Genomic DNA, 22,045 nt, shown 5'->3' on the forward strand with positions numbered 1-22,045 from the left:
TATACTATAGCATTGATCACCAGCGCCTAGATATAATCAAGGTTTCCTGATTTTTACTTTCCAGTTTATTACTGAGCATGAGCCTATTTTTTGAAAAAATCGTTATGATCGGCGTGAAAGTGCCAACACAGGGGAGAAAATTGCTATGATCACCATCGGCGAATATTTATGCCAGTGTCTCCATAGTTTAGGGGTTAATCATATTTTTGGGGTGCCGGGGGATTATGTCCTCGATTTGATGGATGTTTTGGTGGAAAGTCCGATCGAATTAGTTTGCACCTGTAATGAGCTTAACGCAGGTTATGCCGCCGATGCCTACGCGCGAGTCAAAGGTATGGGTGCTGTCTGTGTCACCTACGGAGTCGGGGGATTTAGCCTCGTTAATGCTGTGGTCGGTGCTTACGCTGAAAGAGTTCCCCTGGTGGTAATTAGTGGGGCTTCCGATCGCTCGATTCGCCGGGATAATTTATTATTACACCACACCACGGGCGATTATAATCTGCAATTTTCCATCATGGAAAAAGTCACGGTTGCCTCGGTTATTCTCACTAATTCCGCCCAAGCAGCCAGTCAAATCGATCAAACTTTAGCAGCTTGTTTGCATCACAAACGTCCCGTGTATATCGAAATTCCCCGGGATATGGTCTATCGTCCCTGTATCCCCTCGGAAAAGCCAATTTATTTACCCGATAATCTCACCGATGCCGCCGCTTTAGAAGAAGCCATTGAAGAAGCGGCTTTTTTATTAGAAAAAGCGGAAAAACCAATTATTTTAGCAGGGGTAGAATTCCATCGGTTTAAACTCCAGGATAAGTTGCTGAAACTTTTAGAAGTAACGGGTTATCCCTTAGCCACCACTATTTTAGGTAAGTCGTCAATTTCGGAAATGCAGCCGCAATTTATCGGCACTTATGTGGGAGCATTAAGTCGCGAATACGTTAAGCAACGGGTGGAAAATGCCGATTGTGTCCTCTGTTTAGGGGCGATCATGTCCGATATGAATTTAGGCGGATTTACGGCTAATTTAAATCCCAATAATTTGATTAATGCCAATTCCGAGAAGGTAAAAATTAAACATCACTTTTATCAACCGGTATTCCTAGGAGACTTTATCGATGGTTTAATTAATAAGCTAAGTCACAAAGAAGCGGCTACACTAGAGATTAAACCTGCGGCCGAATTGAAGAATTTAGAATTCATTGCCGTGCCGGAGCAAAAATTAACTAATGCTCGTTTTTATGAGCGAATGAATCATTTTATCGCTCAAGAATCTTTTGTTATTTCTGATACGGGGGACGCAATTATTGCCACAATTGATTTATTAATGCCCCAACAAACCGACTTTATCGGTCAAGCATTTTATCTCTCTATTGGTTATTCAATTCCCGCCTGTTTAGGAGTAGCTTGTGCCGCACCAAATACTCGTCCTATCGTCTTTGTGGGGGATGGTGCTTTTCAAATGACCGCCCAGGAACTTTCGACCATTATCCGTCACCATCTCAATCCAATTATCTTTTTAATTAATAACGATGGTTACACGATCGAGCGGGTAATTCAGGATAATATTTATAATGATCTACAACCGTGGAAATATCACCAATTACCAGCAGTATTTAACGGGGAAAGTTGGAGTTGTCAAGTCAGGACAGAAGGGGAATTAGAAAAGGCTTTATCGATTGCCCAGGGTAACATCGATCGCCTATCATTTATTGAAGTACATCTCGATCGTTTTGACTGTTCCCAAGGCTTAACTCGTTTAGGTCAAGCTTTACGTTCACCCCATGCTTAGACTGGTGACGCTATTAGGTTTTGACCGTATGAAGCTGTCCTAAGACACCAGATTGAAACTCTTTTGGCTCCCAAGAGTCAACAATTAAGATACAATCGGTATCTTAATCAAAGTGTGATGGTGACAACCGCAACTAAAAACCCTATGAATGCTTTATGGAAACAAATCACCCTATTGAACTTTTCGCCTGCTTCTTGGTCAAAATATAGCTATCTGCATCGTTTCGTCGGCCTTTTTAGTCAATGGCGACAGGGTAGCTGGTTTGTGGAGTGGACAGAACTGATGGGTGCGCTGTTAATCTCTCTCCTTATCGCCACTGCGCCGTTTTTCTCCACCAGTCAAATCGGTTTTTTGCTGTTAGCAATAGCGGGTTATTGGCTACTCTTAACCCTTGTGGATGAAGGCAAAATCGGGGTGACACCCATACATCTTTTGGTACTTTTATATTGGGGAATTGCCACGGTTTCTACGGCTTTTTCTCCCGTTAAAACCGCAGCTTTGGAAGGATTAATTAAATTAACTCTCAATCTAATCTTTTTTGCTTTTACCGCCCGAATTATGCGCTCGCCACGCCTGACAAATTGGATTCTGACTACTTTAGTTTTAACCGCCTTAGCAGTCAGCATCTACGGCATTCGTCAGCAAATTTTTGGTGCGGAACAGTTAGCAACTTGGAATGATCCTACTTCAGAATTAGCGGGAGATACTAGGGTTTATAGTTATCTCGGTAATCCTAATTTATTAGCTAGTTATTTATTCCCTGGTATTGCTTTTAGCGGTGCGGCATTATTTGTGTGGCAGGGATGGCTCCCGAAAATTTTAGCGGCTTTATTAACTTTAGCCAATGCCGCTTGTTTATTTTTTACCGAGAGTCGTGGCGGTTGGATTGGTTTGATGGTCTTAGGAATTGTCTTCTTATTGCTATTATTTTATTGGTTCAAAAACTATCTACCTTTATTTTGGCAAACATGGCTTTTACCCTTAGTTTTAGGTGGTTTAGCCGTGGTGATTTTAGGGGCGATTTTATTAGTGGATCCGCTGCGAATTCGGGTGATGAGTATTTTTGCAGGACGGGAAGATAGTAGTAATAACTTTCGGATTAATGTTTGGGATGCAGTTATTCGCATGATTCAAACCTATCCACTTTTGGGCATCGGACCGGGTAATGATGCTTTTAAGAAAATTTACCCCCTATTCATGAAGCCAAAATACACGGCTTTAAGTGCCTATTCTGTGGTATTAGAAATCATGGTAGAAACGGGAATTATTGGTTTTACCTGTTTCCTCTGGTTATTAGTCACAACTATCGGCCAAGGCATCCATCAAATTAAACTTTTACGCGATAAAATGGATAGTCAAGGCTTTTGGTTAATCGGGGCAATTGCCGCTATGGCTGGAATTCTTGCCCACGGTTTTTTTGATACGGTTTGGTATCGTCCCCAAGTTAGTACCCTCTGGTGGTTAGTTTTGGGTTTAATTGCTAGTCGTTGTGGCGTTGTCAAGTTTGAAGATGATGGCGCATCAGAGCAGACTTGAAAACGCTTTAAGAGTAAGGCTCTCGTTGTGTCGCAATTCATTCTTCATATTCTGATCTGACAACGCCAGTCGTTGTTATTCCCCCACTAGGGGTTTTGAGCGCGGCAATTCTCTCCTCTAGGGGTTCAAAGTAGTTCAGGCACAGATGCGATCCTCGATCGCCACCGATTGCAGAAGTCTTTCCACGATAGCTTTAGCTTGACGACCGTGACTAGGAATCAGACGATGGCAGAAGACGTAGGGAGTAATAAACTTAACATCATCGGGGATAGCATAATCGCGACCTTCGAGGAAAGCGTAAGCTTGAACTGCTTTTTGCAAAACCACACAACCCCGGGGACTGACTCCTAAACTAATATCTTCGTGGTCACGGGTAGCGCGGACTAAATCGACGATATATTGCTGTAAAGTGGGAGCGACCCGAACCAGACTGACTAATCTTTGCAATTCTCCCACCTGTTCTAAGGAAATACAAGCTTCTAGGGATTTAACCGCCTCTTGAGAATGCTGTCTTTGTAACATTTTTAATTCTTCTGCCGCGCTGGGATAACCCAAACTCAGGCAAACGGCAAAACGGTCCATTTGCGCTTCTGGAAGCGGAAAAGTACCTTGATATTCGATCGGGTTTTGGGTGGCGATAACAAAGAAGGGTTGGGGGACCGGCCGCGCTTCTCCATCAATGGTAACTTGTTTTTCTTCCATGACTTCTAGAAGTGCCGATTGGGTGCGCGGGGTGGCCCGGTTGATTTCATCGGCCAACAGGACGTTAGCAAAAGCGGGGCCGGGGATAAATTCAAATTCGCGACTGTTGGGGTTCCAGATCGTGGTTCCCGTGATATCACTGGGGAGGAGGTCAGGGGTGCATTGTACCCGTTGGAAACGACCGTTAATTGAACGCGCTAAGGATTTGGCTAACAGGGTTTTGCCGACTCCGGGGACATCTTCCAGGAGAGCGTGACCACCACTGAGCAAAGCCACCAGCACAAGGCGAATCGATTCGGTTTGGCCGACGATGCTCTGGCTCAAATTTTCCATCAAAATATCAATAGCGTCTCTCATAGCACAAATGGGGTATTCTGTCAAGAAGATTAATGTTAAGTTTTTTTTAATCTTAACGATTCTTTTCCTAATTTGCCCAAACTAGCGAGGAAAGTTGACAGACAATGGCGGGAAATTTTCTGCTAGGGAGCTAATCGGGGTTAGGGTTGGGAGCATGAAGAAAATTAGTTAAGAATTGTTGCCAGTGGGCGAAATCAAGATTTTCAGTCGGTTCAGTCTGATAAAATCGAGAAGAATTTCTCCTAATCAGCGAAAATGAAAGCCAGTTCGCTCGTTTTTAGTCTTGTTTTAGGAATCGCTGCCAGTACATTAACCAATAGTTTACCCGAAAATTTGACTTTCAATTCTCGGAAAATATTGGCTCAAGATCAGGCTCCTTCCTGTCCCCTTCCTCCAGATCTTGCCATCACTTTTCGCAATAGTGAATGTCAGGCAATTACCCTAGAAAAACCCCAGACTTTCTTCCGTTATTATAGTGACGAAAATTACAAAAAAGGTCGTTTTCTGACCACGGATCAATATACCACCAATGTGGAGGCGATCAGAAATTTAGCCCTCGATCAAAAGTGGAATCCCCCCAATGAAGCGACCAAAGTAGTATCGGTGACTTTGCCGGCGGGAACAACGGTTTATCAAGGAATTGTTGCCCCCCAGAATCCACCTTATTGTTATTATGGTGGTGGTCAGCAAACTTTTATTAAAGACTCACGAGATGCCAATATAGAATGGGGAGAGGGGCGAGCAATAACGGTTACATCTCTTTGGTGTCGCTAGAGTATTATGGAAACGAACATGAGGGAATTAGTTCAATCGATTGACCAAGCTATTACCGTGGCCGAACAGATGCGGAAAACAGAAATATCGACTCGGATTGAGGGTTTAATTTCTGTCCTGAAAACCATCAAAAGTCAGGCGTTAGCTGGTCAATTACCACCGTCTCAAGGCATTGTTACCCTAGGATTAGCGCGAGAAGTAGCTGATTGGATCGATTCCCTTGATTCTCCTTTATTGAAAGCGGTGGGTAAAGTGGAAAGAGAATACCAAAAATATTAGGAGTTGTCGGTGACAGAAGTTAGAATTAACCGAGAGCGATCGCAGTCTATCTCGATCTGATTTTTTAATCGATCGAGAGAATTAAATTTCTGTTCTGGTCGCAGGAATTGCACTAAATCCATCGTTAAAATACGATCATATACATTGCCCGACCAATCCAATAAATGGATTTCCACACTGATAGTTTTTCCCTCGATCGTGGGACGATAACCGATATTCATAACTGCCGGTAAGCGAGAAGCATCGAGATGCACCCAACCGCAATAAACCCCGAATCGCGGCAATAATTTATCGGGGGGAACCTGTAGATTAGCGGTATGAAAACCTAATGTTCTGCCCAGCTGTTGCCCGATGACCACGCGACCGGTTAAACTGTAGGGACGACCTAACATTTGCCCAGCTTGCTCAACGTTTCCCGCCGCCAAAGCTTGACGAATTAGGGAACTACTAATCCGACCCGCCCCACAGTTTTTTAAACCAACAATCTCGACTTTAATATTAAATTGAGAGGCGATCTGTAATAAATCTTCGGCTGTACCTTGACGACGATAACCGAAGTGAAAATCTTGACCAACACTAATCGATTTAGCCTGTAATTTTTCTACTAAAATCTGTTCGACAAAAGCCAAGGGAGTTAGGGAAGCTAATTCAGCAGAGAAAGGCAGTAAAACTAATTGTTTAACGCCTAAATTCTCTAAAACCTCTACCTTTTCCCCTAGAGGAGTTAATAATTGCCATTTTTCTCCCGTAAAAAATTCCCGCGGGTGGGGAGTAAAACTAACAACGGTGGGATAAGCGGGGTCATCCCGAAAAATTGGCTGTAGGACGGTTTGATGACCTAGGTGCAAACCATCAAAGTTACCAAGAGCGATCGCACTAGGGGCTAAAATACGGGCATTAGGGGAATCTACAATCCACACGCTGGCTTTAGGAACAGATACAAGAGAATAGTTCAAGCGATTAATCTTGAGTGTAGCCTTTTGATTCTATATCAATCGGGCGATCAAGCCAAAAAAACGCCCCCAATTACTTGGAGTCCTTTGGAAGCTTTAGCAAATTGAACCTGAACGATCCAGGTGCGATCGGGCCGGAATTCCCAATTAATTGCACCAGAAAGATCAGGGAAACAAGCATTCATTAATTGTTCAGTTCGTTCTTCCCTTGGTCGTCTGTGGTTGTTCTTCGTGCTTTTGTGGTTTCCCAATCTGAGCAAGCATAAGTAACTGGTTATAATTAAATTAAAAATTGATTTTAGGTTCGATCCCCCCTGCTCTCCTTGATAAGGTAGGGTTGATTCATGAATCAACCCTACCCTTGATAAGGGGGGTGTCTGATAATTTTTAACGCCTAAGTAGTCGTGCAAAATAATTTCCTAGTGAAGAAAGGCAAAAGGCAAAAGGCAAGAGGCAAGAGGTGGTTAGATATGTGTAATTAATTTTGCTTAGGTACTTAGTAAGGTGGGCGATTTTTATACCACTTATTTTATTTATTGTGTATAATTGAGATGGTGACGACTAATTTTGAATGGGATGAAGATAAAGCTAAGATAAATCTGAGAAAACACGATATTTCTTTTAATGAGGCTAAAACTGTCTTTGAAGATACCTATTCTTTGACTTTAGATGATCCTACTCATTCAATCTTAGAAGATCGTTTTTTGACAATTGGTTATTCTAGTCAAAACCGCTTGCTTTTAGTTGTTCATACTGAAAGACAAGGAAACATCAGAATCATTAGTGCTAGGAGAGTAAATAAACATGAAAGAAAAATCTATGAACAAAGTAATCAATGATCCCATCAACGATGATGAAATGTTAGATGATTATTCTGAGGTTTTAACGGAGTCTCATTTAAAAAATGCAGTGAGAGGAAAGTATGCTCGGTCTTTAGCAGATAAAGATGCTTCTACCATTAAGATTATAGCAGAAAATGAAGAGAGATGTGTTAACATGAAAACTATTGAAGTTGAAGCATTCGTTAACAATGAAGGTCAATTAACCGTACAAGTTCCCTCAAATTTAAAAGAAGGACAATATCATGCTGTATTGATTATAGAAGAACCCAAAAATGAAAATCAATGATCTTATACTAAATCCCTTGAGTATAGGCTACATATCAGGACAGGCAAAAGGCACTCTTGCAAAAGGCACTCTTGCAAAAGGGTGAATAAATAATCAGTTTTTAATAACCAGATTTAGTATTAGAATAGTTGAAAATAAAGATAAGGAGATAAAATCCCAAAAAAACACCCCCAATCCCTTGGAGGCTTTTTCAGGAAAAAATAACTGTCATTAACCTTCCGCTAATTTCAGATCCCGCAGGGCGCTAATATCCACCTGAATCGATGGCCCCATGGAGGAAGAAACGTAAACCGTGCGCCAGTAACGCCCCTTGGCCCCGGAAGGCCGGTTTCTGTCCACCGTTTCCTGTAAAGCTTTCAAATTGACTAACAGATCCTCGGCACTAAAAGAAGCTTTACCAAATTGAACGTGAACGATCCCGGTGCGATCGGCCCGGAATTCCAATTTACCCGCTTTAAACTCAGCGATTGCCCCGGTTAAATCGGTGGTTACGGTTCCCCCTTTCGGTGAGGGCATTAAACCCCGTGGACCGAGTTGACGACCTAATTTAGCCACTTTCGGCATCATATCGGGGGTGGCGATTAACACCTCGAAATCCATCATCCCCTTGGCGATTTCTTCGATTAATTCTTCCGAACCAACGATATCGGCCCCGGCGTTGTTCGCTTCCTGTACCTTTTCCCCGCGAGTAATGACCGCTACTCGCACCGTGCGTCCGGTTCCTTTGGGTAAACTTACCGTTGTCCGCAGTTGTTGGTCGGTATATTTAGGATCGATACCTAAACGAATATGAGCTTCGGCGGTTTCGTCGAATTTCGCCGTCGCTAATTCCTTTAATAATGTCAGTGCCTCTAATGGCTCGTAGGCTTTATTTTCTACCTTAGCCTGGGCATCTCGCAAACGTCGTGAAACTTTTTTTACCATCTGATTTGTTGCTCCTTGGGTAATAACGAAGCTTAACTTCTCCCCGAAATAAGATTTAGTCTGAGATCTTGACACCCATATTTCTGGCCGTTCCCGCCACAATATTCATGGCCGCTTCGATGTCGTTAGCGTTAAGATCGGGCATTTTAGTCCGGGCGATTTCGCGTAATTGGTCGCGGGTAATGGTGGCGACAAATTTCTTGTTAGGTTCGTTGGAACCTCTTTCCACACCGGCCGCTTTACGGATGAGAACGGAAGCGGGGGGAGTTTTGAGGATAAAGGTAAAACTACGATCCTCAAAAACGGAGATTTCCACAGGGATGATCATCCCGGCCTGATCGGCGGTTTTAGCGTTGTAATCTTTACAGAACGCCATAATATTTACCCCGTGTTGACCTAAAGCAGGACCGACCGGAGGAGCAGGGTTAGCCTTACCAGCAGGTAAAGCTAGTTTAATAATTGCGACGACTTTTTTAGCCATGATTTAGTTTTGTTTTTCGACTTGATTAAATTCCAATTCGACCGGGGTATCCCGACCAAAAATGGAGAGCAGGGCCTTGAGTTTGCCGCGCTCGGGACTAACTTCGATCACTTCCCCTTCAAAGTCCTTAAATGGACCGGATAGGACCAAGATTTGATCGCCAACTTCCATATTGATTTTGACGACGGGTTCTTGAATCTGAGCTTGTTTGAAGATGCGATCGACTTCTGACATACTCAAGGGTAGCGGGGTGACGTGACCGCGGCCGCGTCCATAGTGCCGTTTTTGTTCGGCCCCGACAAAGTTGATCACGTGGGGGGTGTTTTTTACCACCTGCCAAGCGTCATCATCCATGATCATTTTGATCAGGACATAACCGGGGAAGACTTTTTCCTCGCCGTGTTGCCGTGAACCATCCTTGCGGACTTTGACGGTGGCCGCTTGGGGAATCTGGACTTGCAGAATGCGATCGGCCACATCGAGGGTGTGGATGCGCTGTTCCAAATTAGCTTTGACCCGTTTCTCACAACCGGAAGCCACCTGCACGGCATACCAACGGGGTTTTTTCGGTAGGTCGCTAAGATTGACTTCTTCGGGAAACTGTTCTTCTTCTAGACTCATGGGAACACCTTCCCCGCACCCCAGGCAAAGAATTTATCAATCAGATAGATGAGAGTGGCTACCAAAGTCACCATTAACATCACGGCCGCTGATTCACTCAAAAGTTGCTGACGGGAAGGCCAGACGACTTTGGCGAGTTCTTCTTTGGTTTCATTGACGAATTCCTTGACCTGAAAAGAGCTTCCCTCTTTCTTGTCGCTCGTGTCTTTTTCTAGGGTTTCTTTTTTGGCCACGATCGCTACTCCTTAAAATGATACTCAAGCTATCCTTAACTTATCATTTTCACCGGACAACCCACACTAACCCCCAGACATTTAGATCATGTCTTTTGCAGTTATCGGCTTGGTGATTACCAAACGCGCCCTGGAGGACTTGAACCCCCGACATCAGGTTTTGGAGACCTGCGTTCTACCAACTGAACTAAGAGCGCCCATTCGCTAAACTATTTGGCTTTTTTTAAGGCCTTTATTTATTATAGCGTAGTTGTTGGCGATTGAGCAACTTTCTTGGTTAGGCTGTCGCCGGAAATTTTTTAGAGAGGGCGATCGAAACGTTCTTGTACCCTGGTGGCTTTGCCAACCCGATCGCGCAGATAGTAGAGTTTCGCCCGACGTACTTTACCACGACGGATGATCTTGATACTGGCAACCCGGGGCGAGTGCAGCAGGAAGACTCTTTCTACTCCCACACCCTGGAAGACTTTGCGTACTGTAATCGTTTCGTTGATACCGCCATGGCGTTTGGCGATGACAATACCCTCGTAGGGCTGAATCCGCTCTTTATCTCCTTCGACGATTCGCACCCCTACCCGGATCGTGTCACCGACATGGATAATGGGCAGATCGCTCTTGAGATACTCGGCTTCGATTGATTTGATAATCTCTTCCGTTTTCATCGGCTTTCGTAAAACTCACAATTTCCCATCATACCATATTTCTTGAGTAAAAAGGGATAGCTAAGTAGTCGTGCAAAATTAATTTCCTAGTCGAGACAGGAGACGGTCGTCAGGAGACGGGAGACGGGAGACGGGAGACGGGAGACGGGAGACGGGAGACGGGAGACAGCTATTAGGGATCGGATTTGAGTTTTCAGTTCACTGTTTCCTCACACCAGAAGTCTGACGGAGTAGTGGCTTAGATGTGTAATTAATTTTGCTTAGGTACTTACTAGATATCCGCCTTTTCAGTCACCAGTCACCAGTCACCAGCCACCACTATTCATACTAAGTCCTGTTTAAAAGGTATAGGAAAGTGGGGAGTGGGAAGTGGGGTGTGGGAAGTGCGGAGCGGGGAGTGGGAACTGGAGAGTCGGGAGTATTTTCAGTGAACAGTAATCAGTGAACTGAAAACTCACATCTGGTAACTGATAGGCTCTTCTGGTTTCTGTGTGGAAACGAGGTCTATACTGATAGAATATCCGCAAAATAGCCCTAAAAGTCTTGCCCGATAAGCATTTCACGATTCCATAGGCAACAATTATCACACAAAGTCGAGAAGAGCCACTGATAACTGAATTCTGCCGTGAAAACCCGATCATAAAATATCCCTTAGGATGCGAGATTAACGCAGCTAAAATTAAAGCCTACTTATAGGATAACAACTTCTCAGCTAAAACCGATAAATTTAAACTATTTAAAATACGAGTTTTTATCGGTATTTTTTCATCCCAAAATATCAAGGAGTAATAAAATTCTCTACCTAGAGAAGAATTGAGAAGCTGTAAGGTTTTTTGAGCGGTATCTAAATCATCGAAGCTTAAAAAGTAAACGGTATCATCGAAAATAACGGGTTGATTTTGATAGGGTAATATCAGGTTAAAATTCAGTTTTTTATAAAGTCCAGAAATGGCGATTTTAAAAGGTGAGAAGCTGTAAAAACCCACGCCAAATATGCAAAAGTCTGGCTGATTTTGATAAATTTTGCTCTTTCTGTCTAGAAAATAATTTTTATGATTAACTAAATATTGCCAAGTTTTTGGCGCTATATCCCTTATATTTTCTGTAGATTCACCGATAAACTTCTGAGTTACCAAAATGTATTTATTGATAACCTCTAGGCGATTTTGTGCCACATCTGAACCTTTCAGGAGAGGATAAAGATAGGTGGTTTCAATATCAACGACTTCCTTTAAACCATTGACAAAAACTCCATTAACTAACTGTAATTCCATGACTTTTGAGCAATCATGTTTAATTCCTGAACGCCATTTTTCTTGAGGATGCTTATGGTACAAATATTTTAATCTAGTAAAAGAATTTAAATCTCTGACTAGGATATTATTTTGATAACCAATGCGCTGAAATTCTCCTTCCTCAAAACTATTGAAAACATCACAAAAGTAATTTTCTGAATGAGAATCAAATTGACAAAATAGAAGACAAGCATCTACATTTGCTTGAAAATATTTTTGAGTATTGATCGGATAAATTGCCGAGTAAACGAGATGAATTTTGTGAGTATAGATATAGTTTAAAATTTTTCTAGATACGGTTGTTTTACAGATAATTGCCAGATAAGCTGAACGTCGATCAAGACATTCGATGAGCTTAATTAACATCCACTCTGAAATATCAAAATTACTTGTTCCCATCATAGCATCTAAACCATGATAGCCTTGAAAGTTGCTTTTGTGAGGTAAATTTTTTCCGTTAATAAGTCCCTGTTTTGAGTTGGTTATCCAAGGCAGATTCCCCAAAAATAAAATATTTTCTGTCCATGGTTGAGTCAGAGAATACCAGTCACAATCAAAAAAATTCTTCTGTTCAACTTGTATTCTTTGATCTTGGGATATTTGCCGATCTTGATTAATCTGAGTGATATAATTAGGATTAATTTCAAAGCCGAGGATTTTTTCAGTTTGTTTAAAGGTAAGTGCGGCTGCTTTTAAAAAGTTACCTATACCACAAGTTGGCTCAATAATAACATCGGGTTTAACATGAATTTGCCATAATTTTTGACAAATCTTTTCGGTTAACTCCGGGGGAGTTTGAAAGTCTCCATATTCAATTTTAACCTGAGAAGCTTGCATGACTAATTCTCTCTATAAATGGCTATTAATCCTTCTTCTTGACCGGCAAGATCGATTACCCTAGTATATTGTAATCTCCATTGTCAGGCATTAGAAATAGTTAAAAAACCTTGTCCTGGGGGATGAACAAGAATTTCATCAGCTATATTGGCCGCTTCCATTTCATCAACAGGTAAATTTTTATCTAAAATAAAAGCAATTAAATCATCTTTGTTTCCCTGATTGTTTAAGATATTGCGGATACCACGAGTCATCTGGAAATCGGCTGTTCTTTCGGCACTGACAAAAATTGTCCTGATAATTCTTAAACTGGCAGTACGATTTAGGCTATCATCTAACTTTTCATAAACAAAAATAATTAAGGAATATCCCAAGCCAAAAATTTTTTGTCTTGCGGATTTAAAAGGACAAGATGATTGAGGTTGTTTCATGCTTGTTACTTTGATATCTACTAACAAATCGGGAAAATCAATCCCACTAGCTGAATTACCGTCAAGAAAATTGTATTTTTCTTTTAGATATAGTTTAAACTTTTGTTCTAAGTAAGTTCCGATCGCTTTACCATCTGTAACACCATAGAGTGAAGATTCTTGATGTTGAGATTCCAAAGCTGAGAAGACAGCCGCATCCTCACATAACAATTCTTGGTTCAATCTTGCCATAGATCATACAGGGTTTAAATCAACTCTAGCAGAAAAATTTATCTAAGTAACTAAGCAAAATTAATATCGAATCTGTTTGACTTTCTGTTCTTTGTGCCTCTGTGGTTGCTCCCGAATCATTCTGGGATAAACTGATAGAAAAGTGTATGTTAGGCTAGATTTAACCGGACTAAACCAAGAGAGCCTATTTATTTTTTGCGAGTAAAAATTTCTTCAAACCAATTAATAGCCCGATTTGCTAAAGCTTCTAGGGAATATTTTTGCTCGACTACTGCACGACAAAAAGATCGATCGATCCGGTCTAAATTTTTAATTCCTGTAACTAATCCCTCGATACTATCGGGTTCAACCTTCATTTCGTGGCCTGGAAAAAGGACTGCTGGTGAAATCCCCAAGCTTTAGCGAGGAGCGAGGTGGGAAATGCTTGGACTTGCTGGTTATAAGCTTGTACCGCCTGATTGTATCGCATCCGTTCCACCGCTAGGCGGTTCTCCGTGCCTGCCATTTCGTACTGGAGGTTGATAAACAGTTGGCTAGACTGTAACTGCGGATTCGTTGCGGCATACTGGTGGAAACGTGCGATCGCCTGATCGATTTTGGCAATAGCAGCGGCTTTTTGTGCGGGGGTTAGTGCTTGCAAATAGGACTGACGGGATTGCACCAGCAAGGTGACTAAGGCTTTTTCCTGTTGAGCAGATGCTTGTGTGACGCTGACGAGATTGGGGATGAGATCGGCACGCCGCTGGAGTTGGTTTTCCACTTGCGCCCAGGCTGCATTTACTCTTGAGGCAGAACTCACCAGGGTATTATATGTCCACATTCCCGAAAGCGCAATCACCCCTATTATACCTACCCCCACAGATAGCAATCTCTGGCGTTGTTGTGTCGCCTTCTTCTGTCGCTCTAACTTTTGCTGGCGTTGCCTCTGAACTTCCCGAATCGCTTGTTGGATAAATTCAGCTGGAATCCGCACTTCTTTTGCCGCCGCCACTAATTCCGACTCGGCGAAGCTCTGGGTGTAATCAGCATAGTATCGCGAGGCAAGTTCTAGCACCTCTGGCACAATTTCTTCAGGAATGCGAATTTCTTTGTCGTTCATGGCTAATCTTAGAAAATTTCCCAGAGATTCACGGTGTTTGATCACAAACGGCCATTACCAACTGCCGCCAGCACCGCCGCCGCCGCTATCTCCACCACCAAAACTACCGCCGCCGCTATCTCCACCACTAAAACTACTGCCGCCGCTATCTCCACCACTAAAACTACTGCCGCCGCTATCTCCACCACTAAAACTACTGCCGCCGCTATCTCCACCACTAAAACTACTGCTGCTGCTAATTAGATAGAGGCTAATCCGATATATCAGGTAAAAAATAACCAAACCGCCGCCAATAGCAACACCTAACCACATCCAGAAATGTACTCCTCGGCTATTATTCTGGGGGGTATCTTGAGTCAACTCTTTACTCAAGGATGGTTCTAAGGAGACAATTATGGCTCTGGTCGCTGCCAAAGTCCCGCCATCAAAATCTTTTTGCCGGAAGCGCGGCGTTATCTGTGTCTCGATAATATTGCCAACTTTCCCATCGGGTAAAATCCCCTCTACTCCATATCCTGTCTCAATTTCTACGCGGCGGTCTTTGACTGAAATCAAAAATAGCACGCCGTTATCTTGACCTTTTTTGCCAATTTTCCAATAGTTGAAAAGGTTGGTCGTAAACTCTTTAGGAGAGGCGGCGGGAGCAGTTTCTGGTACAGTTACCACTGCTATTTCCGCTCCGTTTTTGGCTTCTAACCGAGCGATCATCTGGTTCAGTTGGGTTTCTGTCTCCGGTTGAAGAATCTCGGCTTTATCTGTCACCCATCCCCCGGAAACCTGTCGAGGATTGGGTACTTCTTGAACCGTCAGAGCTAGGCCAGGACAAGGAACTAGGAAAAAAGCTACGTAGAGCGAACCGAGCCAAATAACTGGATGAGGTTTAACTACTAAAGCTTTCATGACTTTAACCTCGAGTAAATGAAGATTTGTGCCTTTCTGTTGCTGTGTGGTGACAGAAAGGCACTCTCGAACCATATCGCTGCTTCTATTATATTAGACTCCAGCTAAAAACCCTGCTCCCTCACTGACAAAAAATTTCTTCAAACCAATTAATAGCTCGATTTGCTAAAGCTTCTAGGGAATATTTTTGCTCGACTACTGCACGACAAGAATATCGATCGATCCGGTCTAAATTTTTAATTCCTGTAACTAATCCCTCGATACTATCGGGTTCAACTAAAAAACCAGTTTTTCCCTCTTCAATAATTTCTACTGGACCACCACGACCATAGGCAATTACGGGAACACCACAGGCTAAAGCTTCAATAGCCCCGTTACCAAAAGCCTCAACCCAGCGCGGGGTCATCAACAGGCCAAAACAGTCGCCTAGCTCTTTTTGTAGGCTCTCGGTGGGCAAAAACCCGCGATAATCGACTAAATCGAAACTATAGTTATCCTGTAGATTTTGCCAGTAGAGAGGATCGGAAATATGACCGAAAACCCGTAAAGGGACACCTAACTGTTGACAAGCAGCGATCGCATCTTCTAAAGCTTTTTCTGGGGCAATCCGTCCCACCCAGGCTAGACAGGGGGAGGAATCGTCCCGAAACTGATACAAAGATACGTCTAAACCATTAGCCAAACAGCGATAGGGGGGAGATATTGAGAAAGTTTCTGCTTGGGTGACGGTGTGAAAAGCGAGTAAATGGGGAAAACTGCGGTAGGTTTTTTGAATAATATGATCCATCGCCAAAGAAACGGAAGCCATGCTGACTAAATGGGCGACGGGAGTAGCAAAAAAAGGAGTGAGATAAAAAGGGAGCCAATCGTAGGCAAAATTAACAATTAAATCGTACTGATTTTGTACCTGTTGGGCGTAGTGCCACATATTGGCCAAAACGGCATTTTCGGGCATTAAAATCGGGGCTTCCCGGCCCTGACTTTGGGCGGAAATCTGGGCATTTCCCGCTATAGTGATCAAGGGGATATCCTGCAATCGCGAGGCTTCTGGAGCCACTACCCGCACCGCATACCCTTGCTTAGTCAGAGTGCGAGCGAGATTATAAAGAGTTAATTCTACGCCACCGCCGCCCCCCGAACCCAAAAATCCCGCGGGGGTGGAGAGAAATAACAGTTTTCGACTCAATTTTGCACCTCAGTGGGTGTGGTTTCAGTGAAGGAAGTATCCTGTACGTCATCATCATCTTCTGGTTCACCAGTGGTTTCCAGGGGAGCCATCTCTAAACGGGGCGGTAATTGCAGATTTAACTGTTTAATTGCCCAGCGTGCTGTTTCTTGCACTTCCTCATCGGAATCATCGAGGGCAAGACAAATTAATTGACTGATCTGAGTCATGATCTCGTAGAGTCTGGTTAAATCGCGAATGGCATTTTTCCGCACCTGCGGATTTTTATCTTGGAGAGAGATAGCCAAAGCTTGGTTCATCGGTCGCAGGGAGCGGGTACAGATTTGAGAGAGGGCTTCTAGGGTTAAGCTGCGTTCGACGGAATCCCCATCCACCATACTATCGACTAAAGGCTGCATTGCCCTAGAATCGGACATCTGTGCCAGCTTCCAAACCGCCCGTCTCCGGTTACGGGGATCGTTATCGCGAAGATTTTCAATTAAACGCAGGATTAAGTCTACGTTCGGGATCTGGGAGGTAGCTTGTACGGGCAAAGAAGTATTGAAATCGTATTCCCCATTGCCATTAATGTCACTGCTGGTCTTGGTGTTCGCATCGAAGGAATTACCATTGCGCCCAAAAAAGTTGTAGAGTGGGTTTTTGGGATTGATGTAAGTTGTCTTTTGGCGACGTTTTGAGGCTTTGCTTTTGGGACGACGGTATTGAAGGAGAAGCGATAGTAAAGCCCCCAATAAAGAGATTGATAACAGGGCCGAGCCAGCGAAATATGTCATTTTTTCTGGCTCAACCAAGATTTCCAGGGAGACCACTCCAGGAATAAGGGGAATAGAAGTAGAAGGAGCCTTTTTGGAGGCAGCTTCGGCATCCTTGCCCGTGGAGGTTTTATCTAAAAACTTCTCCATATCAGTGATCGCATTTTCAGCTGCGGTATCGCTCGGGCGTTGTGCCAGCGCTTGTTCAAATTTTTCCAAGGCTAGTTGGTATTTTCCTTGGGCTGCGGCTTCGTAACCAGCTTGCATCAACTGATAGTAATTATCGACAGTCTGGGTTTGCTCTAACTTGGGCGGAGTTTGAGCGTTAGCCGTGGGTAAAGCCTGGAAATGATAACCCCAACTGCTCACACTGATAGCTAACAAAAATAGAAAATTGGGTTTGATCATAGAATTAAATTAATTAATGTAACCGTTTGGGGGGGGGGTAAAAGTATAATAGCCTAAAAGCCTTGGATGAGAAGCAGTGAACACCAGAGATAGGTCATAGACCATGATGATTGGGAAAAGACCCTCTTGAGCGTGGGACGGGTAGTAGGGAGCCTAGTATCGAGGATAGGGTCTACTGTTTAGCACTTAGTAGGGATTATCTCTGAAAAACTGGCTTAATTAAGCTTGCACAGGAGTTCTGCGCCACGTTCGACCTTGAATAGTCCTGTGGAATTGCCAATTAGCTACGGTTTCTGGATAATCGCCCCGATAGTGACCGCCTCGGCTTTCTGCTCGTAATAAGGCACTTTCCAGAATTAAGTCGGCGATGTCTAAAAGATTTAATGTCTCGATCGCTATTCTTATTTCTAACCGCACCGAGGGACACAAAAATAATTGTCCTTTGTCGGGAAGAAGATTCTGGAGAAATTGGCCCATCTTTAAGGAATGTAACTGTTGTTTCCACTGTTGCACCCGTAGGATAGCAGTTTCTAACTCATTTTGACATCGGCAAATTCCCGCATTTTCCCACATTAAAATCGGTAATTCTCTCCGTACTTTTTGCCAGTCTTCCTGTTCTTCCTGCCAGTTTTCCCCAATTTCTAAGGGTTTTTCTGGTCTTTCCCCACGAAAGTTTTCTGGCTCTAGACCTATTTCAGCTAAATTTGCCGCAAAGACAATACATTCCAAGAGAGAATTACTGGCTAAACGATTGGCACCGTGGACACCTGTACTAGCTGATTCGCCGATCGCATACAAACCGGGTAGAGAAGTGCGGGCGTTTAAATCTGTGGCTACTCCTCCCATCCAATAGTGAGCGGCGGGGGCGACGGGAATCACATCCTCAAACACATTAATGCCCCATTTTTGACAGATGCGGATAATATTGGGGAAACGATAACGCAGACGATCCGGTTCGATTGGTCTTAGATCTAGATATACTTTGGCATGGGCGGGATCGTCGGAGGTTTTGTGCAAATGGCTAAAAATCGCCCGACTCACCACATCCCGGGGAGCCAATTCTCCAGCAGCATGGTAATCGAAGGCAAAACGCCGCCCCTGGGCATCAATTAAATGCGCCCCTTCGCCACGCACCGCTTCACTAATTAAAAACCGCGGTGCCCCCGACACAGTCAAAGCGGTGGGGTGAAACTGAAAAAATTCCGGGTCGCGAATCACTGCCCCAGCACGCCAAGCCAGGGCGACTCCATCCCCGGTGCTGACGGCGGGATTAGTAGTTTGGGCGTAGACTTGACCGCCGCCTCCCGTAGCCAGAATGACTGCTTGCGCTCGCAGCCAACAGAGATGATCTTGATGGAGTAAACAAATACCTTGACAGCGTTGCCCTTCCGGGTCAAGCCAGAGTTTCAGGGCAATCGCTTGGGGAATAATGGTAATGTTGGAGCGCTCGGTCACTTTTTCCATCAGGGTACTGATGATCGCTCTCCCGGTGCGATCGGCTGCGTGTAGCACCCTAGCCTGGGAATGGGCAGCCTCAAGAGTGCGGGCTAAGTCGTCTCCAGAGCGATCAAAACTAACTCCTAACCGCAGCAAATCAGAGATCGCTTGGGGGGCCTTCTCAACTAAAAACTGCACGGCATAGCGATCACATAAGCCCGCTCCGGCCTTCAGGGTATCTTCTAAATGGAAAACGGGGGAATCTGCCGGGGACGTGGCCGCCGCAATTCCTCCCTGCGCCCAATCACTAGCCCCGGTTTTTAAATCTTCTTTGGTAATTAAACCCACCTTTAAGTTAGGGGGTAAACACAGCGCGGCATACAATCCCGCCGCTCCCGAGCCGACCACTAAAACATCTTGATAACTCGGCAGTTGCGAGGAAACGACCATGTAGGAGTTAATTGATAAATTCTATTTATTCTAGCATTTCATTTCTCTATAGCTCTGGCCAAAATCCCCAGTCTTTCGTTGGCGCAGTATATGGTCGCCAGTCGTCAACTTTTGACTGAAAACTCCAATCTGATCCCTAGACCTCTTATAAAAATCAAAAATTGTTGTTAGATTTAGGAGTCAGTATTCTCCGAGTCAGTAGAATTAAAAATGAATAATAATCAATTAAATAATCTATTTACCGATTTTATGCAATTTAATCCCTATTTTTGCCGTTTTTAAACCCTGAAAAATTAATTATGCCAGAGCTTGACTGAATAACTGATCACTGATCACTGATCACTGATCACTGATCACTGAAAAAGGTGAGCGATCGCTCACCTAGAAATTTTTTTTAAACCGTAATTAACTGGATTTAGTAAACTCCGGGGTTAAAACGGTCATCACCCTCGATAAATTCTTTAGAAGGCTCAGTAACGGTGAATTTCTCCAGATTAGCCTGTAAACGCTCTTTTTGAGTGGCCGAGAGTCCGGGTATATTGAGGACATCTTCCACTTCTTGGTAGGGGGCGTTTTTGATGATTTTACCAGCTAAATTGGGATAGAACCCTCTCAAGTCCCGGAAATCGCGAATATCACTGTTATTGAGGTCGATTTTCGCCCCAAATTCTGTAGTTAGTTTAGCATCAGCCGCATTTAAGACCGCCACAGGAAGAGAGGGAAGGGCGATCGAGGTGAGATTGAGAGCTTGAGCAGGAACTTTGCCCCAAAAACTCCCGATAATCAAGGCAATTACCGCCAGCAGACGAACAAGATTCTTCATTGCAGTTGTGGTCTCCTAAAACCAAGGCAAATTAACGATCAGGACAAGAAATGAAGCCGTCAGCCTTCAGCTTTCCGACTAGGCATAGGGTGGGGAATTGGGACTTACCACCGCAGCTGACCTATTAGCTGAACGCTGATAGCTAGTTAAAAAAGTTATATCATGCCATTAGACCAGATCTTAACCTAGTTTGCCGCCCTAGGGGAAGGGTTTTGAGGGTTGGGGGATGGGGTTTTAGGGTTTTAGGGGTTTTAGGGTTTTGCGGTTTTGGGGTTTTTTAACAAAGAACAAGTTGGTTAGGACAATCTAAATCGCTAAAATCAGGTTCTGGCAAGGATTTTCCTGCTGCCATCTGGCTGCTGCTACAGTTGAATTTCCCTATTTCCCTCTTCCCCTATCTCCCCACTTCCCCCATTTCCTCATTCCCCTATCCCCCAATCGAATTATTACAAATCCCTAAAATTATCAGTGACGAACAGCATTCCTATGGCATCATGGACTGTTGCTTGTCTTGAAATATGTATAAGGAAGACACAATTATGGCTCTCCAATTGGGTGATATCGTTCCAGATTTTACACAAGATTCTAGTGAAGGTCCGATTTCTTTTCATCAGTGGGTAGGAGATAGCTGGGTAGTGCTGTTCTCGCACCCGGCTGATTACACTCCCGTTTGTACCACGGAATTAGGTACGGTGGCTAGTCTTAAGTCAGAATTTGAGCGACGTAATGTGAAAGTTATCGCTTTGAGTGTCGATAGTGCCGAATCCCATCGGGGTTGGATTAATGACATCAACGAAACTCAAAACACTACCGTTAACTATCCGATTATCGCCGATGGCGATCGCAAAGTGTCGGATCTCTACGGCATGATTCACCCCAATTCCCTCAATAATCTGACGGTACGTTCGGTGTTTATTATCGATCCCAACAAAAAATTACGTTTGACTATTACCTATCCTGCCAGCACGGGACGCAATTTTAATGAGATCCTGCGGGTAATTGACTCCCTGCAGCTCACCGATAACTATCAGGTGGCTACCCCGGCTAACTGGACCGACGGCGGCGATTGTGTGGTGGTTCCCTCTATTCCCACTGAAGAAGCTCGTAGCAAATTCCCCAAAGGAGTTGAAGAAATCAAACCCTATCTACGCATGACTCCCCAACCTAATAAGTAATTTAGTGACCGGTAATCAGTGAACCAGATCCTGGAAAACTGACAATCCAAAAACCATAAAATCTTGAGCGAGGGTTGGCTATCCGTTTTAACGGATGCTACCCCTGGCAACAGGGGATTTATCTCCCTCTATCATTTATTGGTTTGATTGTCAATAGATTTTTTCATAGTTTCCGTAGATGTGTCAATGTGTCACCAGCAGTAGCGCAGAAATAAATAGGAGTCCAGAAAGTGGGTAACTTTAACAACTGAGAGGATTCTTTTCGTTAAAAGCAATTTCTTGGCTGGGTTAAAGACAATTCATCGACATCTATCTTAACCATAAGTTAAGTTAATATTTAGCAAAAATCGGCTTAAGGCTAAAAAAACAATTAACATTATGGCTCCAAATGCTTAGTAGTGCTTAGTTTAGCTAGACTGTAGAGCGATGAAATTATCTAAAGATCAAGCAAAGATTGTCAGGAATTCTGGGGTAGATATATAAGTAAATTTTATTTTAAGTTTATTTAAGACTGTCATTACTAATGCAAGGGTGAGTCAGGGAGATTTTCCCGTAGTATCAAAAATGAAACTCGCTCCCATC

General features: G+C 43.6%; 21 protein-coding genes, 1 tRNA gene and 2 pseudogenes. 7 read left to right on the top strand and 17 right to left on the bottom strand.

From position 1 onward, the window contains the following. Positions 1-145 precede the first annotated feature (145 nt). On the top strand, positions 146-1,789 hold the full coding sequence (locus tag RAM70_RS15355; RefSeq protein WP_312674488.1) for an alpha-keto acid decarboxylase family protein: 1,644 nt from the start codon (positions 146-148) through the stop codon (positions 1,787-1,789). A 144-nt stretch (positions 1,790-1,933) separates the two neighbouring features. Beyond that, entirely contained in the window at positions 1,934-3,325 is a 1,392-nt protein-coding gene (locus tag RAM70_RS15360) for an IctB family putative bicarbonate transporter (RefSeq protein WP_045357275.1), read from the top strand. Positions 3,326-3,460: 135 nt separating this feature from the next. Here the strand turns inward: RAM70_RS15360 and RAM70_RS15365 are convergent, their stop codons facing one another. Then, the gene (locus tag RAM70_RS15365; protein ID WP_045357278.1) at positions 3,461-4,384 is read right to left on the bottom strand and encodes an AAA family ATPase; all 924 of its coding nucleotides are present in this window, start codon (positions 4,382-4,384) and stop codon (positions 3,461-3,463) included. Positions 4,385-4,639: 255 nt separating this feature from the next. On the opposite strand from RAM70_RS15365, the gene RAM70_RS15370 reads away from it, so the two are divergent. Together RAM70_RS15370 and RAM70_RS15375 are read left to right on the top strand one after the other, a co-directional pair. Then, a complete protein-coding gene (locus tag RAM70_RS15370; RefSeq protein WP_190380109.1) occupies positions 4,640-5,158 on the top strand; it encodes a hypothetical protein in 519 nt (172 codons plus the stop codon). Positions 5,159-5,164: 6 nt separating this feature from the next. Then, positions 5,165-5,437, top strand: coding sequence for a hypothetical protein (locus RAM70_RS15375; RefSeq protein WP_190380108.1), 273 nt, complete (start codon positions 5,165-5,167; stop codon positions 5,435-5,437). On the opposite strand, the gene RAM70_RS15380 is transcribed toward RAM70_RS15375, so the two are convergent. Beyond that, positions 5,434-6,357, bottom strand: a complete 924-nt coding sequence (locus RAM70_RS15380; RefSeq protein WP_190380118.1) for a bifunctional riboflavin kinase/FAD synthetase — start codon at positions 6,355-6,357, stop codon at positions 5,434-5,436. The genes RAM70_RS15375 and RAM70_RS15380 overlap by 4 nt on opposite strands. A 584-nt stretch (positions 6,358-6,941) precedes the next feature. Here RAM70_RS15380 and RAM70_RS15385 point away from each other — a divergent pair. Beyond that, positions 6,942-7,229, top strand: a complete 288-nt coding sequence (locus tag RAM70_RS15385; protein ID WP_080754235.1) for a BrnT family toxin — start codon at positions 6,942-6,944, stop codon at positions 7,227-7,229. Beyond that, the gene (locus RAM70_RS15390) at positions 7,195-7,518 is read left to right on the top strand and encodes a hypothetical protein (RefSeq protein ID WP_045357282.1); all 324 of its coding nucleotides are present in this window, start codon (positions 7,195-7,197) and stop codon (positions 7,516-7,518) included. The genes RAM70_RS15385 and RAM70_RS15390 overlap by 35 nt, the downstream gene beginning before the upstream one ends. A 210-nt stretch (positions 7,519-7,728) precedes the next feature. Here RAM70_RS15390 and rplA read toward each other — a convergent pair whose 3' ends face one another. The 15 genes and pseudogenes from rplA to psbU form a co-directional block, all read right to left on the bottom strand. Further along, a complete protein-coding gene (gene rplA, locus RAM70_RS15395; RefSeq protein ID WP_002796882.1) occupies positions 7,729-8,442 on the bottom strand; it encodes a 50S ribosomal protein L1 in 714 nt (237 codons plus the stop codon). A gap of 55 nt (positions 8,443-8,497) precedes the next feature. After that, positions 8,498-8,923 (bottom strand): 50S ribosomal protein L11, encoded by a 426-nt coding sequence (gene rplK, locus RAM70_RS15400; protein WP_045357286.1) that lies wholly within the window; start codon positions 8,921-8,923, stop codon positions 8,498-8,500. Positions 8,924-8,926: 3 nt separating this feature from the next. Then, on the bottom strand, positions 8,927-9,544 hold the full coding sequence (gene nusG / locus RAM70_RS15405) for a transcription termination/antitermination protein NusG (RefSeq protein WP_045357289.1): 618 nt from the start codon (positions 9,542-9,544) through the stop codon (positions 8,927-8,929). Then, positions 9,541-9,777 carry a preprotein translocase subunit SecE gene (gene secE / locus RAM70_RS15410; protein WP_002765998.1) on the bottom strand — a complete coding sequence of 79 codons (237 nt, stop codon included), beginning with the start codon at positions 9,775-9,777 and terminating at the stop codon, positions 9,541-9,543. The genes nusG and secE overlap by 4 nt, the downstream gene beginning before the upstream one ends. 124 nt (positions 9,778-9,901) lie before the next feature. Then, positions 9,902-9,974: transfer RNA gene (locus tag RAM70_RS15415), tRNA-Trp, on the bottom strand. A 102-nt stretch (positions 9,975-10,076) separates the two neighbouring features. Continuing rightward, positions 10,077-10,439, bottom strand: coding sequence for a 50S ribosomal protein L19 (rplS, locus tag RAM70_RS15420; RefSeq protein ID WP_002738040.1), 363 nt, complete (start codon positions 10,437-10,439; stop codon positions 10,077-10,079). A 686-nt stretch (positions 10,440-11,125) separates the two neighbouring features. Then, entirely contained in the window at positions 11,126-12,571 is a 1,446-nt protein-coding gene (locus tag RAM70_RS15425) for an SAM-dependent methyltransferase (RefSeq protein WP_312674497.1), read from the bottom strand. 2 nt (positions 12,572-12,573) lie between these two features. Continuing rightward, positions 12,574-13,233, bottom strand: a pseudogene (locus tag RAM70_RS15430) (type II restriction-modification system restriction endonuclease). 188 nt (positions 13,234-13,421) lie between these two features. Then, positions 13,422-13,583: pseudogene (locus tag RAM70_RS15435) on the bottom strand (UDP-glucose--tetrahydrobiopterin glucosyltransferase); the annotation flags it as partial. A gap of 2 nt (positions 13,584-13,585) precedes the next feature. Then, the gene (locus RAM70_RS15440; protein WP_045357317.1) at positions 13,586-14,332 is read right to left on the bottom strand and encodes a LemA family protein; all 747 of its coding nucleotides are present in this window, start codon (positions 14,330-14,332) and stop codon (positions 13,586-13,588) included. A 54-nt stretch (positions 14,333-14,386) separates the two neighbouring features. After that, complete coding sequence (locus tag RAM70_RS15445) at positions 14,387-15,232, bottom strand: TPM domain-containing protein (protein ID WP_312674501.1); 846 nt, start codon at positions 15,230-15,232, stop codon at positions 14,387-14,389. A gap of 121 nt (positions 15,233-15,353) precedes the next feature. After that, entirely contained in the window at positions 15,354-16,418 is a 1,065-nt protein-coding gene (locus tag RAM70_RS15450) for a glycosyltransferase (protein ID WP_045357296.1), read from the bottom strand. After that, a complete protein-coding gene (locus RAM70_RS15455; RefSeq protein ID WP_312674502.1) occupies positions 16,415-17,578 on the bottom strand; it encodes a HEAT repeat domain-containing protein in 1,164 nt (387 codons plus the stop codon). Before RAM70_RS15455 ends, RAM70_RS15450 begins: the two co-directional genes overlap by 4 nt. A 219-nt stretch (positions 17,579-17,797) precedes the next feature. After that, on the bottom strand, positions 17,798-19,465 hold the full coding sequence (nadB, locus tag RAM70_RS15460; RefSeq protein ID WP_045357299.1) for an L-aspartate oxidase: 1,668 nt from the start codon (positions 19,463-19,465) through the stop codon (positions 17,798-17,800). A 415-nt stretch (positions 19,466-19,880) separates the two neighbouring features. Further along, positions 19,881-20,288 (bottom strand): photosystem II complex extrinsic protein PsbU, encoded by a 408-nt coding sequence (gene psbU, locus RAM70_RS15465; RefSeq protein ID WP_002761160.1) that lies wholly within the window; start codon positions 20,286-20,288, stop codon positions 19,881-19,883. 539 nt (positions 20,289-20,827) lie between these two features. On the opposite strand from psbU, the gene RAM70_RS15470 reads away from it, so the two are divergent. Continuing rightward, positions 20,828-21,463 (top strand): peroxiredoxin, encoded by a 636-nt coding sequence (locus RAM70_RS15470; RefSeq protein WP_002761158.1) that lies wholly within the window; start codon positions 20,828-20,830, stop codon positions 21,461-21,463. Positions 21,464-22,045 lie beyond the last annotated feature (582 nt).

Source organism: Microcystis wesenbergii NRERC-220 (genome assembly GCF_032027425.1).
GTDB classification, from domain to species: Bacteria; Cyanobacteriota; Cyanobacteriia; order Cyanobacteriales; family Microcystaceae; genus Microcystis; species Microcystis wesenbergii_A.

Coding starts and splice junctions, on each gene's coding strand:
- RAM70_RS15355 (WP_312674488.1), top strand. CDS start 146: ATGATCACCATCGGCGAATATTTATGCCAGTGTCTCCATAGTTTAGGG.
- RAM70_RS15360 (WP_045357275.1), top strand. CDS start 1,934: ATGAATGCTTTATGGAAACAAATCACCCTATTGAACTTTTCGCCTGCT.
- RAM70_RS15365 (WP_045357278.1), bottom strand. CDS start 4,384: ATGAGAGACGCTATTGATATTTTGATGGAAAATTTGAGCCAGAGCATC.
- RAM70_RS15370 (WP_190380109.1), top strand. CDS start 4,640: ATGAAAGCCAGTTCGCTCGTTTTTAGTCTTGTTTTAGGAATCGCTGCC.
- RAM70_RS15375 (WP_190380108.1), top strand. CDS start 5,165: ATGGAAACGAACATGAGGGAATTAGTTCAATCGATTGACCAAGCTATT.
- RAM70_RS15385 (WP_080754235.1), top strand. CDS start 6,942: ATGGTGACGACTAATTTTGAATGGGATGAAGATAAAGCTAAGATAAAT.
- RAM70_RS15390 (WP_045357282.1), top strand. CDS start 7,195: ATGAAAGAAAAATCTATGAACAAAGTAATCAATGATCCCATCAACGAT.
- rplA (WP_002796882.1), bottom strand. CDS start 8,442: ATGGTAAAAAAAGTTTCACGACGTTTGCGAGATGCCCAGGCTAAGGTA.
- rplK (WP_045357286.1), bottom strand. CDS start 8,923: ATGGCTAAAAAAGTCGTCGCAATTATTAAACTAGCTTTACCTGCTGGT.
- nusG (WP_045357289.1), bottom strand. CDS start 9,544: ATGAGTCTAGAAGAAGAACAGTTTCCCGAAGAAGTCAATCTTAGCGAC.
- rplS (WP_002738040.1), bottom strand. CDS start 10,439: ATGAAAACGGAAGAGATTATCAAATCAATCGAAGCCGAGTATCTCAAG.
- RAM70_RS15425 (WP_312674497.1), bottom strand. CDS start 12,571: ATGCAAGCTTCTCAGGTTAAAATTGAATATGGAGACTTTCAAACTCCC.
- RAM70_RS15440 (WP_045357317.1), bottom strand. CDS start 14,332: ATGAACGACAAAGAAATTCGCATTCCTGAAGAAATTGTGCCAGAGGTG.
- RAM70_RS15445 (WP_312674501.1), bottom strand. CDS start 15,232: ATGAAAGCTTTAGTAGTTAAACCTCATCCAGTTATTTGGCTCGGTTCG.
- RAM70_RS15455 (WP_312674502.1), bottom strand. CDS start 17,578: ATGATCAAACCCAATTTTCTATTTTTGTTAGCTATCAGTGTGAGCAGT.
- nadB (WP_045357299.1), bottom strand. CDS start 19,465: ATGGTCGTTTCCTCGCAACTGCCGAGTTATCAAGATGTTTTAGTGGTC.
- psbU (WP_002761160.1), bottom strand. CDS start 20,288: ATGAAGAATCTTGTTCGTCTGCTGGCGGTAATTGCCTTGATTATCGGG.
- RAM70_RS15470 (WP_002761158.1), top strand. CDS start 20,828: ATGGCTCTCCAATTGGGTGATATCGTTCCAGATTTTACACAAGATTCT.